The sequence below is a fragment of the Actinokineospora bangkokensis genome (assembly GCF_001940455.1).
Classification (GTDB): Bacteria; Actinomycetota; Actinomycetes; order Mycobacteriales; family Pseudonocardiaceae; genus Actinokineospora; species Actinokineospora bangkokensis.
The window spans coordinates 464,967-479,734 of the sequence record NZ_MKQR01000028.1 but is presented as its reverse complement, the minus strand read 5'-3'; the positions used below and the strand labels follow the sequence as shown (position 1 = coordinate 479,734).

The 14,768-nt window shown below is 75.6% G+C and carries 10 protein-coding genes; 1 reads left to right on the top strand and 9 read right to left on the bottom strand.

What is annotated here, in order from left to right; all coding sequences use genetic code 11:
- Positions 1-143 precede the first annotated feature (143 nt).
- The 7 genes from BJP25_RS29220 to mfd all read right to left on the bottom strand — a co-directional run bounded on the left by BJP25_RS29220 (position 144) and on the right by mfd (position 11,697).
- Positions 144-3,341, bottom strand: a complete 3,198-nt coding sequence (locus BJP25_RS29220) for a S41 family peptidase (RefSeq protein WP_075978205.1) — start codon at positions 3,339-3,341, stop codon at positions 144-146.
- Between the two features lie 110 nt (positions 3,342-3,451).
- Positions 3,452-4,372 carry a MazG family protein gene (locus BJP25_RS29215; protein WP_075978204.1) on the bottom strand — a complete coding sequence of 307 codons (921 nt, stop codon included), beginning with the start codon at positions 4,370-4,372 and terminating at the stop codon, positions 3,452-3,454.
- A complete protein-coding gene (locus BJP25_RS29210; protein WP_075978203.1) occupies positions 4,369-5,451 on the bottom strand; it encodes a hypothetical protein in 1,083 nt (360 codons plus the stop codon). The genes BJP25_RS29215 and BJP25_RS29210 overlap by 4 nt, the downstream gene beginning before the upstream one ends.
- An 87-nt stretch (positions 5,452-5,538) precedes the next feature.
- Positions 5,539-6,279 carry an ESX secretion-associated protein EspG gene (locus BJP25_RS29205; RefSeq protein ID WP_075978202.1) on the bottom strand — a complete coding sequence of 247 codons (741 nt, stop codon included), beginning with the start codon at positions 6,277-6,279 and terminating at the stop codon, positions 5,539-5,541.
- Between the two features lie 28 nt (positions 6,280-6,307).
- Positions 6,308-7,570 carry a PPE domain-containing protein gene (locus BJP25_RS29200; RefSeq protein ID WP_075978201.1) on the bottom strand — a complete coding sequence of 421 codons (1,263 nt, stop codon included), beginning with the start codon at positions 7,568-7,570 and terminating at the stop codon, positions 6,308-6,310.
- Complete coding sequence (locus BJP25_RS29195) at positions 7,567-7,902, bottom strand: hypothetical protein (protein ID WP_075978200.1); 336 nt, start codon at positions 7,900-7,902, stop codon at positions 7,567-7,569. Before BJP25_RS29195 ends, BJP25_RS29200 begins: the two co-directional genes overlap by 4 nt.
- 210 nt (positions 7,903-8,112) lie before the next feature.
- A complete protein-coding gene (gene mfd, locus BJP25_RS29190; protein WP_075978199.1) occupies positions 8,113-11,697 on the bottom strand; it encodes a transcription-repair coupling factor in 3,585 nt (1,194 codons plus the stop codon).
- Positions 11,698-11,789: 92 nt separating this feature from the next.
- On the opposite strand from mfd, the gene BJP25_RS29185 reads away from it, so the two are divergent.
- The gene (locus tag BJP25_RS29185; RefSeq protein ID WP_075978198.1) at positions 11,790-12,383 is read left to right on the top strand and encodes an HD domain-containing protein; all 594 of its coding nucleotides are present in this window, start codon (positions 11,790-11,792) and stop codon (positions 12,381-12,383) included.
- Here BJP25_RS29185 and BJP25_RS29180 read toward each other — a convergent pair.
- Together BJP25_RS29180 and BJP25_RS29175 are read right to left on the bottom strand one after the other, a co-directional pair.
- On the bottom strand, positions 12,380-13,147 hold the full coding sequence (locus BJP25_RS29180; protein WP_075978197.1) for an enoyl-CoA hydratase-related protein: 768 nt from the start codon (positions 13,145-13,147) through the stop codon (positions 12,380-12,382). The genes BJP25_RS29185 and BJP25_RS29180 overlap by 4 nt on opposite strands.
- Before the next feature lie 46 nt (positions 13,148-13,193).
- Complete coding sequence (locus BJP25_RS29175; protein WP_075978196.1) at positions 13,194-14,741, bottom strand: hypothetical protein; 1,548 nt, start codon at positions 14,739-14,741, stop codon at positions 13,194-13,196.
- Positions 14,742-14,768: the final 27 nt, after the last annotated feature.

Here is a 14,768-nt window from a genome sequence, read left to right as displayed (position 1 = left end):
GCCGAAGGCCTCACCTTTTCCCCACCCCGAGCACATGATCGCCGCAGGGGCCCCGGCCAAACAGGACCACCGCATCGAACCAGCCACCAAACGACCGGGCTCTACCAACGCCGAAGCCGAAGGCGAGGCGACCGAAACACCCCCTACAACGGAGGGATCTCCGGCGGCACCGCCGCCCCCCGCTCCCCCAACCGCTCCAACGCGATCTCCACAGCCCGGTCCAGCTGCGGATCGCGCCCCTCCGCGTGGTCCCGCGGCGTCACCACCACCTCCACGTCCGGCTCCACGCCGTGGTTCTCCATCCCCCACCCCGGCCCCTCGATGTACGTCGCGTACCGGGGCTGCGTCACCGACGTCCCGTCGACGAGGTGGTAGCGCATGTCGATCCCGATGACACCGCCCCAGGTCCGCACCCCCACCACCGGGCCGATCCCCAGCGCCTTGATCGCCGCGTTGACGATGTCCCCGTCCGACCCGGAGAACTCGTCGGCGATCGCGACCACCGGCCCGCGCGGGGCGTCGCCGGGGTAGGTCTCCACGGCGTAGCCGTCCCGGCCGACCTGCCAGCCGATGACGCGCCGGGCGAGCTTCTCCACGACGAGCTGGGAGAGGTGGCCGCCGCTGTTCTCGCGCAGGTCGACCACGAGCGCGTCGCGGCGGACCTCCAAGCGCAGGTCGCGGTGCAGCTGCGCCCAGCCGTTGGCGACCATGTCGGGCACGTGCAGGTAGCCGACCCGGCCGCCGGTGGCGGCGTGCACGTGGGCGCGGCGGTCGGCGACCCAGGCCTGGTAGCGCAGCGGGACGTCGTCGAGCAGCGGCACCACCACGACGCGGCGGGCCGCGCCGCCCGCGGCGGGCAGGACGGTCAGCTCGACGGGGTGGCCCGCGGTGCCCGCGAGCAGCGGGGCCGGGCCGGTCGCGGGGTCGACCTCGCGGCCGTCGACGGCGGTGATGGCGTCGCCGGGGCGCACGGCGGCGCCGGGGGCGCGCAGCGGGGAGCGGGCGCGCGGGTCGGAGCTGTCGCCGGGGACGACGGCGCCGACGCGCCACCGGCCGTCGTCGTCGCGGACCAGGTCGGCGCCGAGCAGGCCCAGCCTGCGCCTGCCGTCGACGGGCCCGCGCGGCGGGGAGACGTAGGAGTGCGAGGTGCCCAGCTCGCCCTGGACCTCCCAGAGCAGGTCGACCAGCTCGTCGTGGGTGGCCACGGCCTCGACGAGCGGGCGGTAGCGCGCCAGCACGGCCTGCCAGTCGACCCCGCCCATGTCGGGGCGCCAGAAGTGGTCGCGCATCAGCCTTCCGGTCTCGTCGAAGGCCTGCCGCCACTCCCCGGCCGGGTCCACCAGCACCCGCAGGCGCCCGAGGTCGACGGTGGTGGCGTCGTCGCCGTCGTCGTCGGCCTTGCGGTCGGCGGGCAGCACCCGCAGCCTGCCGTGGTCGCGCACGGCCAGCCGGGTGCCGTCGCCGCTGGGCCGCACCGAGTCCAGGCCGTCGACGAGGGTGTCGACGCGCAGCTTGGCCAGGTCGAACCGCTCCAGCCGGGGGCGGGGGGCGGGTTCGCCCAGCTCGTCGAGGTCGTCGCCGAGGGTGCCGGTGAGCGGGTCGCGCAGCCACAGCACCCCGCCCTTGGCCGCGAACAGCCCGGAGTAGCGGGCGGTGGGCACGGGGAAGGGCACCACCCGCTCGGTGATGCCGTCGAGGTCGACCGCGGTGCGCGGCCGCTCGTCGGCGGCGCCCTTGTGGCCCTCGTCGTCCTTGGCCTCGTCCTCGCCGCCGAAGGCCCGGCCCTCGCGCACCGGGTCGAACGGCGAGGGGGTGGCCGCGGCCAGCGGCACCAGGTACGGCCGGGACCCGGCGGCGAAGGACAGGTCGAACACGTGCACGTCGTAGACCGGGTCGAAGCTGCGGCTGGACAGGAACGCCAGGTGCTTGCCGTCGAGGGTGAACGCCGGGTCGGTGTCGGCGAAGCGCAGGTCGGTGACCTCGACCGGGGACGGGTCGGCGGTGGCGGCCACGCGGATCTGCCGCAGCGGCGCCGGGCCGGGGTGCGACCAGGCCAGCCACGCCGAGTCCGGGGAGAACACCAGGTCGGCGGGCTCGCCCTCGGCGGAGCGGTCGACCTGCTCGACGGCGCCGGAGGCCACGTCCACCAGCAGCAGCCGGGAGTCGTGGGTGGCCAGGGCGACCTTGCGCCCGTCCGGGGACGCCGCCAGCTCCAGCACCCGGCCCAGCTCCCCGCCGCCCACCCGGCGCGGCGCCACGCCCGGCTCGCGCCCGGTCACCGGGGCGAACTCCAGCGCGTCCTCGCCGTCGGCGTCGGTGACCCACACCGCCTGCCCGGTGTCGCCGAGCACCGCGGGCAGCCTGCCGCGCACGCCCGGCTCGGCGGCCAGCGCGCGCGCCGGTCCGTCGCGGTGGGTGAGCCAGTGGATCGTGCCGCGCACCTCGACCGCGCTGGCCCGGCCGGTGCGGTCCGGCGCCACCGCGCCCAGGTGCTTCGACGGCGCCACCGGGTAGGGGGTGCGCGCCCCGCGCGGCCCGCCCAGGCGCACCTCGACCCGGCGCGGCTCGGCGTCGAGCCCGTCGAGCAGCCACAGCTCACCGGCGCAGTGGTAGACCACCCGGCTGCCGTCGGAGCTGGCGTTGCGGGCGTAGAACTCGTGGTCGGAGTGCTTGCGCAGGTCGGAGCCGTCCGGCGCGCAGGAGTAGAGGTTGCCGACGCCCTCGTGGTCGGACAGGAACGCCACCCGCCCGCCCACCCACACCGGGTCGACCAGGTTGCCGTCCAGCTCCGCCAGGATGCGGGTGAAGTCCCCGCTGCCGTCGACGTCGACGAGGACCTTGCCCGCCGTGCCACCGCGGTAGCGCTTCCAGTGCGCGGGCTCGCGGAAACCGGCCGTGCCCAGCAGCACCGCGCCCGAGGCGGCCACGTCCAGCGCGCTGACCGGCCCGTGCGGCAGGCGCTCGGTGGGCCCCGGTTCGACCGGCACCGCGTGCGCCCAGGTGCGCGTGGTGGCGGCCTGGCCGGTGGCGCTGCGGGCCAGGACCCGCCCGTCGGGCGACCAGCCGATCACCCGGGTGCGGGTGTCGCCCCAGTGCGTCAGCCGGGTCGCCCGCCCGCCGTCGACCGGGGCCGCGTGCACCTCCGGCTCCACGTCGCGGGTGCTGGTCCAGGCGATGAGGGCGCCGTCCGGGGAGAACCGGGGCGCCGAGACCGGCACCCGGTCCGCGCTGACCCGCCACGCCCGGCCGCCGTCGAGGGGCGCCGACCACACGTCGTCCTCAGCGACGAAGGTGATCAGGTCGGCGTGCAGGTGGGGGAATCTGAGGTAGGCCTCGGTCACCCCGCCAAATTAGCGACCGCGGGCCCGACCGCGCGCGGATTTCGCCGCACACCGCACCGCTGGACCACGCCACCCCACCACCCGGCGGCAGCGAGCGGGATCGCCCGCGGTCAGGGGGTCGGCCAGTGCTTGCGCCAGGACTCCGCGTCGAGCCGGGTCTGGTCGAGGCCGTCCTGCTTGGCCGAGTGCTCGGCCGTGCGCACGGCGACCTCGAACGCCCTGGCCACCCGGCGCAGCGCGTCCTCGGGGTCCTCGCCCGCCAGCTTGGCCTCGGCGGCCAGGGCGAACAGCCGCTCACCGACCGAGCCGCCCGCGGGCAGCAGGTCCTCGGGCAGCCCGGCGCGGGTGGTGCGCTGGGTCAGCTTGGCGGCCAGGGCCACCGCGGGCTGACCGGTCGCCACACCGTCCACACTGGACTCGCGGCGCTTCTCGGTGCGCTTGAGCTCGTCCCAGCGCAGCTCCTGGGTGCCCGCGTCGCGCACCGCCGGGTCGCCGCCCGCGAAGACGTGCGGGTGCCGCCCGACCAGCTTGGCGACGAGGTCGCGGGCCACGTCGTCGACCGAGAACGGGTCGGTGCCGTCCTCCTCGGCGACCCTGGCGTGGAAGAGGACCTGGAGCAGCACGTCGCCCAGCTCCTCGCGCAGCGCGGCGCGGTCACCGGAGTCGATCGCGTCGAGCAGCTCGTAGCACTCCTCGACCAGGTACTGCCGCAGCGAGTCGTGGGTCTGCTCGGCGTCCCACGGGCAGCCGCCCGGGGAGCGCAGGGTGTCCATCACCCGGGCGGCGGCGACCAGCCCGGTGCCCGGCGCGGACACCACCGGCGCGCCCGGCAGCAGCCCGGCGCCCGCCTGGTCGGTGACCAGCACGACCGGCTCGGCCGCGGCCAGCGCCACCAGGTCGGCCGGGGGCGGGTCGCCCAGGGCGGGGTCGGTGGCGAAGACGCGCGCCGCGGCGCGCAGCAGCGGGAGCGCCGCCGCCGGGAGCACGCCCTCGACGGCCAGCACGACGGCGCTGCCGGGGTGGTGCGTCACGGGGTCTTGGCGTCCTTGAGGTGCAGGACCGCGCCGTTGGTCTCGCCCTCGCTGGGGGCGATGGACAGGGTGGCGCGGTCGAACACGCCGTAGCGCGGGCTCAGCTCCAAGCCGAAGTCGTTGACCACCGAGTGCAGCGCGCGCTGCCCGAAGGCGACGTTGCGCGCGGAGAACGCGTTCGCGGCCTGCCCGGCGGAGACCTTCGGCCCGTCCTTGACCGCCTTGATCACCCCGAGGTACCAGACGGTGGAGGTCTCCCCGGACTGGGAGGGCTGGTCGTACTTGAACACCACGACGCTGCCGGGCGCGCTGCCGAACAGCGGGGTGTTCACGATCGCGTCCGGCACCTGCTCGGCGTCGCCGGAGGAGAAGGTGGCCCCGGTCTGCCACAGCGGCACCGTCACCGGCTGGCCCGAGGCGTCCTGCTGCTGGGCCTTGGCCCGGTTCTCCGCGCTCTCCTTCTGGATGAGCGCGTCGGCCTCGGCGGTGGTCAGCGCCGCGAGCTGGTTGGCCTTGGCCATCGCCCGGTCGCGGGCGGTGCCCTCGGAGCTGGCCGCGGCGTCGTCGAAGGCGACCAGGTCGACGGTGACCTGCTGGGTGTTGCGGGAGGACCCGATGGCGTTGAGCAGCAGCAGGTCGCGGATCTGCTCCTGGGCCGGGAAGGACTTGGTGACCGCGTTGTTCACGATCGCCTCCACCGGCACGCCCGCGCCGTCGGCGGGCAGCTGGTCGGTGGTGGCGGCGAGGCGGTCGGCGCCCTGGGCGACCAGCGACTCGTCGATGGTGACCGGGGTGCGCTTCTGGTAGGCCTCGATCAACCGGTGGTTGATCAGCTTCTCCAGCACGCCGCGGGACAGGTAGGGCAGCTTGCGCTGGGTGGCGAGCACCGCGGTGGCGGGCTCGGCGCGCTGCGCCTGGGCCACCAGCTCCTGCACCTGGCCGACGGAGATGACCTCCCCGTCGATGATGGCGGCGGCGTTGACCTGGCTCGGCCCCGAGGCGCAGGAGCTGAGCACGAGTCCGAGGACAGCGGTCAGCGCGGCGGCGGCGGCGCCCCGGCGGCGGATGACTGTGGTCACAGTGGCACACCCTCTCACAACCACGCTCCGCCACACACCGGCACCCGTGTGGGTGAAGCGGACCGGGGACCGCGGCGCCGCGGGGTGTCAGGCCAGGTCGGTCCTGGTGCGCTCCAACGCGGTCCCCAGCCACCGGTGCAGGCCCGCCGGGTCGACCGGGAACAGGTGCGCCCAGTCCGGTCCGGCGCCGGGCGCGGTGCGCACGAGCCCGTAGCGGCCGTCGCCGGGGACGTCGAACCAGGACAGCACCGGCCCGCGCCTGCGGTCGACCCGCACGCCCAGCTGCCCGGCCCGCGCCCGCGGGGCGTGCACGACCTCGCTGTAGCCGGGGTGCCTGCGCGCCTGCTCAGCGGGCCAGCGCCCGCCCGGCCGCCTGCCCGGCGGGACCGGGGGCAGGGTGCGCACGACCGCGTCCAGCAGCGCGGACACCCCGATGTCGCGCACGGTGACCTGGCCGCCGGTGAGCTTGTCGCGGCCGGGGGCCTGCACGGCCAGCACGGCCCGGCGCCCGGTGCGCACCGCCAGCGCCCGGTGCGGCGACTCGCCGCCGCGGGCGTCGAGCCACACCGAGTCCACCGCCGCCTCCGGCGCGGTGAGCTGGCGCAGCGCGGACTCCAGGTCGGCGCCGATGCGCCCGCGCGGGTCGAGCAGCCCGGCGGCGCGCAGGCCCGCCCTGATCCGCTCGCCGGCGACCTGGGCCTCGGCGTCGGTGAGCCCGACCCGGCGCACCTGGATGGGGTAGGGCAGGACGTCGAGCCCCATCCGGTCCCAGAGCTGGGCCAGCTGCTCGGGGGTCAGCGACCAGTCGCGCGTGGTGGTGGCGTTCACGGGTCTCCCGATCACCGGGTCCTGGGGGTCACTGGGTCTCGCCGATCACCGGGGTCACCGAGGACAGGCCGTGGCTGAACACCGACCCGGACTCGCCCTCCACCACGTACTTCGACCGGTGCTCGGCGTCGTCGTCCCCGCCGCCGTGCGCCCCGGCGCCGCCCATGGGCATCCCGCCGCCCATCGGGGCCGCCCCCGTGGCCGGGCGCGGGTTCTCGGCCAGCGGGCGGGCGAAGGCGGCGGTCATGCCCGGCTGCACCGGGCCGCGCCCGCCCGCGGCCGCGCCGCCGCCGAGGTGGTCCTGGCCCGCCGACGCGGCGGGCGGGGCCGCGGCGGACCCGGAGTACCCGCCGCCGGAGTAGCCGCCCGCCCCCGCCGACGACGCCCCCGAGCCCCCGAAGACGCTCGCGGCCGAGGTCTGCGTGGTGACCTCCTGGCCCAGCGGCACCACCGGCCCGACCGCGCCACCGGGCACGGCCTGCGGGGTCGGCTGGGCGGGGCCCCAGTCGGAGTAGGTGGGCGGCACCGGCGCGCCGGTGGCCCCGGCCGGGGCGGTCGACGACTCGGTGAACGGCACGGGCACGCCCAGCCCGGTCCACATCGGGTAGCTGCCCCCGGACGTCGGGGCGCCCAGGTACGACCCGCCGGGCCCGTACTCCACCGGCGCGCTGCCCTGCACCAGGCCGGGCGGCTCGGGGAAGGCGGGCACGGTGGCGTCGGCCTCGCGGTAGCCGCCGGTGATGAAGGTGTCCATCACCCGCACGGCCTCGGCCTTGGCGTTCTCCTGCGCGGTGTGCTGCTCGAACAGGTCCAGCTCGGGGTCCGGGGCGAACATCGCCCGCTGCCAGTCGAAGTCCTGCGGCACCGGCAGGTGCGTCCTGGCCTGCTGGGCGGCCAGGTCGGCGGCGAGCATCCGCACCCCCGTGACGGCGGTGACCTGCCCGAGCTGCTGCCCCCACTGCCCGATGGGCGTGGTCGCGGCGGCGGCGCTGTCTGCGGCGGCCCCCTGCCACCCCTCCCCCAACGCCCGGTTCAGCTCCTCGTCGAAGGCGGCGAAGTCCTCGGTGATGGCCGCGCCCAGCGCGCTCCACTCGTGCCCCGGCGTGCCCCCGGTGCCCGAGGTGATCTGCTCGACCAGCGCCACCATGTCCCGGTGCCGCCAGGCCTGCCAGTTGTCCACCGCCCGGATGGCCTGCGGGTCCATGTCGGTGCCCGTCGCCGCCAGGTCGTCGGCCACGTGCCGCAACCGGGCCAGCAGCTCGGCGTCCGACCGCGCCCGCTCCCCGCTCACGCCTGCTCCAGGTTCCCGGTGAACCGCAGCGCCCGCTCGGCCCCCTCCTCCGTCGCCCGGTACGCCGCCGCCGTCGCCTCGAAGTGCCGGGCCGCCGACTCCAGCCCCTCCCGGGCCATCCGCAACCGCGCGATCAACCCGTCGCCCGCAGTCCGCTTCTCCACGAACTTCCCGCTCAACCCCCGCCCCAGCGCGCACGCGCCGAAGTCCGGGTCCGCCAACCCCTCGGCCGCCCGGATGTGGACGTCCAACCGCGCGATCTGCGCCCGACAAGCCCCCGCCGCCCGCTCAGCGGCGCCGGGGTCGACAGCCAGGAACCCGGTGCTGGACACGTGCAACCTCCCCTGCTGCTTATGCCAAGAACTTCGCCCCACCACAACCACCCGTTACGACGCGCACCATCCCCCCAGGTTCCCCGTCGGCAACGACCCACCCACCCCGCCCCCACCCGGTGACCTCCCACCAGGCCACCCCATCGAGCCCGCAGAGCGATCCGCGTTCTCCACAGAGCTGCGCAGCAGTTCCCCGAAACCCGAAGGCCCCTACACCCCAGCGGGCGCGGGAGCTGCCGCCAGCGACTCCAGGAACCGCGCGCACCAGTCCAGCAGCTCCCGGTCCCGCAGCACCGGCGCCCCGATCCGCCCACCCGCGGCGCCCTCCGTGGGCCGCGGCACGGTCACCGTGTTGGTCACCGCCTTGTGGTTGGCCTTCGGGTACAGCCGCTTCAACCGCACCAGCTGCGAGTCGCGCAGCGGCATCGGCGCGAACCGGATGCCGCTGCCCTGGGCGATCACCTCGGTGACCCCGTGCTGCCTGCACACCTGCCGGAACGCGGCCACCGCCAGCAGGTTGACCACCGGCTGCGGCAGCTCGCCGTAGCGGTCGGCCAGCTCCTCGCGGACGGCGTCGAGCGCGGCGCCGTCGGGGGCGGCGGCCAGCTTGCGGTAGGCCTCCAGGCGCAGCCGCTCGCCGGGCACGTAGTCGTGCGGGATGTGCGCGTCGACCGGCAGGTCGACCCGGACCTCCAGCAGCTCATCGTCGTCCTCGGCGCCGGGGGCGCCCGCGCTCCTGCGGAACGCCTCGACGGCCTCGCCGACCAGGCGGACGTAGAGGTCGAAGCCGACGCCCGCGATGTGCCCGGACTGCTCGGCGCCGAGGATGTTGCCCGCGCCGCGGATCTCCAGGTCCTTCATGGCCACCGCCATGCCCGCGCCCAGCTCGGTGTTCTGGGCGATGGTGGCCAGCCGGTCGTGCGCGGTCTCGGTGAGCGGGTTCTCCGGCGGGTAGAGGAAGTAGGCGTAGCCGCGCTCGCGGCCGCGGCCCACGCGCCCGCGCAGCTGGTGCAGCTGGGCCAGGCCGAGCATGTCGCCGCGCTCGACGATGAGGGTGTTGGCGTTGGAGATGTCCAGGCCGGTCTCGACGATGGTGGTGCAGACCAGCACGTCGTGCTCGCGCTCCCAGAACCCCTGGATGATCTTCTCCAGCCGGTCCTCGTTCATCTGCCCGTGCGCGGTGACCACCCGCGCCTCGGGCACCAGCTCGCGGATCTGCCGGGCGGCCTTCTCGATCGAGGACACCCGGTTGTGCACGTAGAACACCTGGCCGTCGCGCAGCAGCTCGCGGCGGATGGCGGCGGCGACCTGCTTGTCGTCGTAGGAGCCGACGTAGGTCAGGATCGGGTGCCGGTCCTCGGGCGGGGTGAGGATCGTCGACATCTCCCGGATGCCCGCCAGCGACATCTCCAGCGTGCGCGGGATGGGCGTCGCGGACATGGTGAGCACGTCCACGTGCGTGCGCAGCGCCTTGATGTGCTCCTTGTGCTCGACGCCGAAGCGCTGCTCCTCGTCGACGATCACCAGGCCGAGGTCCTTGTACCGCAACCCGGTCTGGAGCAGCCGGTGCGTGCCGATGACGATGTCGACGGTGCCGTCGGCCAGGCCCGCGATGGTCTTCTCCGACTCCTGCGGGTCGGTGAACCGGGACAGGCCCTTGACCACGACCGGGAACTGCTGCATGCGCCCGGCGAAGGTGGACAGGTGCTGCTGGGCGAGCAGGGTGGTGGGCACCAGGACGGCGACCTGCTTGCCGTCCTGCACCGCCTTGAACGCCGCCCGCACGGCGATCTCGGTCTTGCCGTAGCCGACGTCGCCGCAGATGACCCGGTCCATCGGGACCCCGCGCATCATGTCGGCCTTGACCTCGTCGATGGCGGCGAGCTGGTCGGCGGTCTCGGTGAACGGGAAGGCGTCCTCCAGCTCGCGCTGCCAGGGGGTGTCCTGGCCGAAGGCGTGCCCGGGGGCGGCCTGGCGGGCGGCGTAGAGCTGGACCAGCTCGGCGGCGATCTGCTTGACCGCCTTGCGCGCCTTGGCCTTGGTGTTCTTCCAGTCCGAGCCGCCGAGCTTGTTCAGCGTGGGCAGCTCCCCGCCGACGTAGCGGGTGACCTCGTCGAGCTGGTCGGTGGGCACGAACAGCCGGTCGCCGGGCTGGCCGCGCTTGGAGCTGCCGTACTCCAGCACCAGGTACTCGCGGGTGACCTTGCTGCCGCCGGTGTCCTTGACCGCGCGCTGCACCATCTCCACGTACCGGCCGATGCCGTGCTGCTCGTGCACCACGTAGTCGCCGGGCTTGAGGGCCAGCGGGTCGACCGCGTTGCGCCGCCGGGACGGCATCTTGGTCGACATGTCGCGGGTGGAGGTGCCGTGCCTGCCGCCGGTGAGGTCGGCCTCGGTGAGCACGACCAGGGCGGCGCCGGGGGCGGTGAACCCGTCGTCGAGCGCGGCGCGCACCACGGTGACCCGCCGGGGCTCGGGGGCGCCGTCGAGGCCGTCCTCGGCGAGCACGGCGGCCACCTCGGCCTCGGCCAGCTGGTCGACGGCCCGCTTGGCGGTGCCCGCGCCGGGCACCACGAGCACGGCGGTGCCGCCCGCGGCGGTGTGCGCGCGCAGGTCCGCGAAGGCGCGGGCGACGTCGCCGCGGTAGGACTCCACCGGGCGGATGGCCAGCGCGAGCGCGCTCTCGTCGGTGAGCTGCGACAGCGTCCACCAGCAGCGGCCCGCGTCGCGGGCGTGCGCGGCGACCTCACCGAGGTCGCGGTAGGCCGAGGCGCCCAGGTCGATCGGGGCGGTGCCGCCGCCCGCGGCGGCCATCCAGGAGGCCTCCAGGAACTCCTGGCCGGTGCGCACCAGGTCGTGCGCGCGGGTGCGGATCTTCTCCGGGTCGTTGAGCACGACGTGGGTGCCAGCGGGCAGCGCGTCGGTGAGCATCTGCATCTGCCCGGGCAGCAGCGCGGGGATCAGCGCCTCCATGCCCTCGGAGGGGATGCCCTCGGCCAGCTTGGTGAGCATCTCGTGCAGGTGGGCGTCCGCCTCGTGGTGGGCGGCCAGCGCGGCGGCGCGGGTGCGCACGTCCTCGGTGAGCAGCAGCTCCCGGCACGGCGGTGCGGTGACCTCGGTGGGCCCGCCGGGCAGCGACCGCTGGTCGGCCACGGCGAACGCGCGGACCTCGGAGACCTCGTCGCCCCAGAACTCCACCCGCAGCGGGTGCTCGGCGGTCGGCGGGAACAGGTCGACGATGCCGCCGCGCACGGCGAACTCGCCGCGCTTCTCCACCATGTCGACGCGGGTGTAGGCGAGGTCGGCCAGCCGCGCCAGCACCTGCTCGAAGTCGGCCTCCTCCCCGACCCGCAGGCGCACCGGCGCCAGCTCGCCCAACCCGGGGGCCATCGGCTGGATGAGGCTGCGCACGGTGCTCACGACCACCTTCAGCGGCCCGTCCGGGTGCTCCTCCGGGTGGGCGAGGCGGCGCAGCACCGCCAGCCGCGCGCCGACGGTGTCCGCGCGCGGGGACAGCCGCTCGTGCGGCAGGGTCTCCCAGGACGGGAAGTCGGCCACGGCACCGCGGCCGAGCAGGTCGCCCAGCACCGCCACCAGCTCGTCGGCCTCGCGCCCGGTCGCGGTCACCGCCAGCACCGGCTTGCCCGCGGCGACCAGCGCGGAGACCACCAGCGGCCGGGCCGCCACCGGCCCCTGCATGGCCAGCGCTGGGGCACCCGCCGCCTCGACCACGTCCCGGCACGCCGGGTCGGTCAGCAGGACGTCGAGGAGACCGTGCAAGGGGGCTGCGGACACTGGTGCGCCTGTCCTTCGCGTGGGGGGTTGTCGAAACAGGTGTCAAGCCTACGCACTGGCACCGACACCGTGCGCGCCGCTAGCGTCCGGCCATGCCGCACGAGGTGTGGGCCCGCGCGGGCCTCCCGACCGACCTGCTGACCGCCCTGCTCGCCCGCTGGTCCGAACCCCACCGCCGCTACCACACCCCCCACCACCTCGACCACGTCCTGCGCGCCGTCGACACCCTCGCCCACCACGCCACCACCCCGGACCTGGTCCGCCTCGCCGCCTGCTACCACGACGCCGTCTACCAGGGCCGCCCCGACGACGAAGAAGCCAGCGCCCGCCTGGCGGAGGCCGACCTGACCCCCCACCTCCCCGCCCCCGACGTCGCTGAGGTCACCCGCCTCATCCGCCTCACCAACGGCCACCACGTCGCCCAGGACGACCCCAACGGCGCCGTCCTCTGCGACGCCGACCTGCGGATCCTGTCCAGCCCCCCGAGCACCTACACCGAGTACACCCACGCCGTCCGCGCCGAGTACGCTTACGTGCCCGACGACCAGTTCCGCGTGGGCCGGGCGCGCGTGCTGGAGTCGTTGCTGGCGCTGCCTTCCCTCTACCGCACCCCGGAAGCCCGGGCGGACTGGGAACCCCGGGCCCGGCACAACCTCACCACCGAACTGGCCGCCCTGAGCGCCTAGAACCTGGGGGCGCGCTTCTCCAGGAAGGCGGTGACGCCCTCGGCGTAGTCGGCGCTGGCGACGGAGGCGGAGTAGAGCTGGTCGACCTCGTCGTCGGCCTGGGCGGCGCCCGCGACGATCTTGGTGATGATGGTCTTGGCGCCGCGGATGGTGACCTGGGAGCGGGCGGCCATCAGGGTGGCCAGTTCCTCGGCGCGCTTGGGCAGGTCCTCGGCCGGGTGCAGCTCGTTGACCAGGCCGATGCGCAGGGCGGTGGCGGCGTCGAGGATGTCGCCGGTGTAGAGGATCTGCTTGGCCCAGGCCGGGCCGACGACGTCGACGAGCTGCTTGGTGGAGGGCAGGTTGAACACGATGCCGAGCTTGGCCGGGGTGATGCCGAACCGGGAGGCGTCGGTGGCGATGCGGATGTCGCAGGCCAGGGCCAGTTCGCAGCCGCCGCCGATGCAGAAACCGGTGATGGCGGCGATGGTGGGCTTGAGCAGGCCGGTCAGCGCCGCGGTGGCGGCCTCCACCGCCTCGCCGTAGCGCACGGCGCCCGCGGCGTCGCGGCGCAGGGTGGTGAACTCGGAGATGTCCGCGCCCGCGGAGAAGGTGTCGGTGCCGCGCAGCACGAGCACGCGCACCGCCGGGTCGGCGGCGACGGTGGCCACGTGACCGGGGATGGCCGCCCACATGTCGTAGCTCAGCGCGTTGCGCTTCGCCGGGCGGTCGATGGTCAGGGTGGCCACCGGCCCTTCGACGGCCAGGCTCAGGTGCTCGCTCACCGCCCCACCGTAACGGGCACCCCCGCCCCCCTCCCCGAGACGCCGATCACGCCCCGAGCAGGTGGCGCAGCTCGGCCAGGTCGCGCGCCGCCCGCTCCTGCCTGCCGCGCAGGTCGGCCAGCGCGGCCGCGGCGATCCGCTCCGCCTGCTCGGCCTCCCGCGCGGCCCGCGCCCGCCCCTGCTCCAGGGCGGCGACCCGCTCGCGACCCGCCTTGGCGTGCCGGGTGAGCTGCACCGCGGCGCCCCCCGCGGCCAGCACGGCCGGGACGGCCCAGCCCCACCCCGCGACGAGGGCCAGGACCAGGGCCACCAGCGCCACGCCCGCCAGGGCGGCGCCGACCACCCGGCGCGTGCCGTCGACCTCGGGGACGCCCCGGGCCGCCGCGCGCTCGACGGACTGCTCCGCGACCCGCCCGCCGCGCACCACCATCGTCCCGACGCCGGGGCGCACGCTCACCTCCTCGGGCAGCTCGGTGGCGGCGTCGGCGGCCAACTGCTCGGCGGTGGCGAGCACGTCCCGGCTCGACGCCCGCAGCGCGAGGGCCCGCCTGCCGGGCCGCGCCTCGTCCACCCCGTCGGCGCGCAGCAACGCGGCCGGGTCGCCCGCGTGCTCGGGCAGCTCGTCGGGGCTGCCGCCGCCGACGGTGGCCCGCAGCTCGCGCACCCGCCCCAGCAGCTCCTGCTCGCGCGGCGCGCCGGTCTCGACCACCCGCTCCAGGGTGCTCTTGACCAGCGGGTCCAGCTCGTCGCGCTGGTCCGGGCGGGGGGCCAGGGCCTGCCGCACGTGCGCGCGCAGCAGGGCGATGCGGGTGCACGCGTCCGCGATCGTGCGCAGCCGGGGGCCGTCCGCGATGCCCTGGGGGAGCTTGTACTCGGCCTCGTGGTCGGGCTTGAGCGCCTGCCGCCAGGTGGTCACCGCCGCCGCCACCTCCTCGGGCGGGCGGCGGGCGAGGTGGGTCGCGCCGCGCTGCTCCGCGAGCTTGCGCCCGGCCGCGCCGTAGTAGCCGTCGGCCGCGAGCACCCACACCGCGCGCACCGAGGTCGGAAGCGGGTCGGTGAACTCCGGCAGCGCCTCGCCGAGCATCCCCGCGGGCACCGACTCCCCGAAGCCGAACACCCCGGCGGTGAGCACGTGGAAGACCGCCGTCGACGCCGCGTCCCGCTCGACCGCCAGCGCGAGCGGGGTGGCGACGTCCCCGCCGGTGCGCAGCGCGCGCACCGCCAGCAGGGCCTGCGGCAGCCAGTAGCCGGGCACGTCGACGACCTCGTCGAGCCGGTCGACCCCGGCGAACAGCGACCGGGCCAGCCTGCGCGCCTCGGCCTCCCGGTCGAACAGCTCCAGCCGCGGGCCCAGCTGCGACAGCTCGACGAACGCGTCGAACGCCGCCGACAGCTTCGCCAGCCGCTCCTCCAGCGAGCCGGTGGCCTTGGACAGCTCCGCCCGCAGCCGCGCGGTGTCGGCCCGGTGCGCGGCCCGGCTCTCCTCCAGCCCCCGCAACCGCCGGTTCTGCCCGAGGTCGCCGCCGAAGAAGTCGCTCCACGCCCAGTCGACGTCGCCGTGGTGGTCGAACCCGCCACCGGAGTCAAAGGACACCGCGCACCTCCCTCACCCGGCGACACC

What these genes read in the sequence shown, in the direction of transcription:
- BJP25_RS29185 (WP_075978198.1), top strand. Translation starts at nt 11,790, where the DNA reads ATGCCGCACGAGGTGTGGGCCCGCGCGGGCCTCCCGACCGACCTGCTG.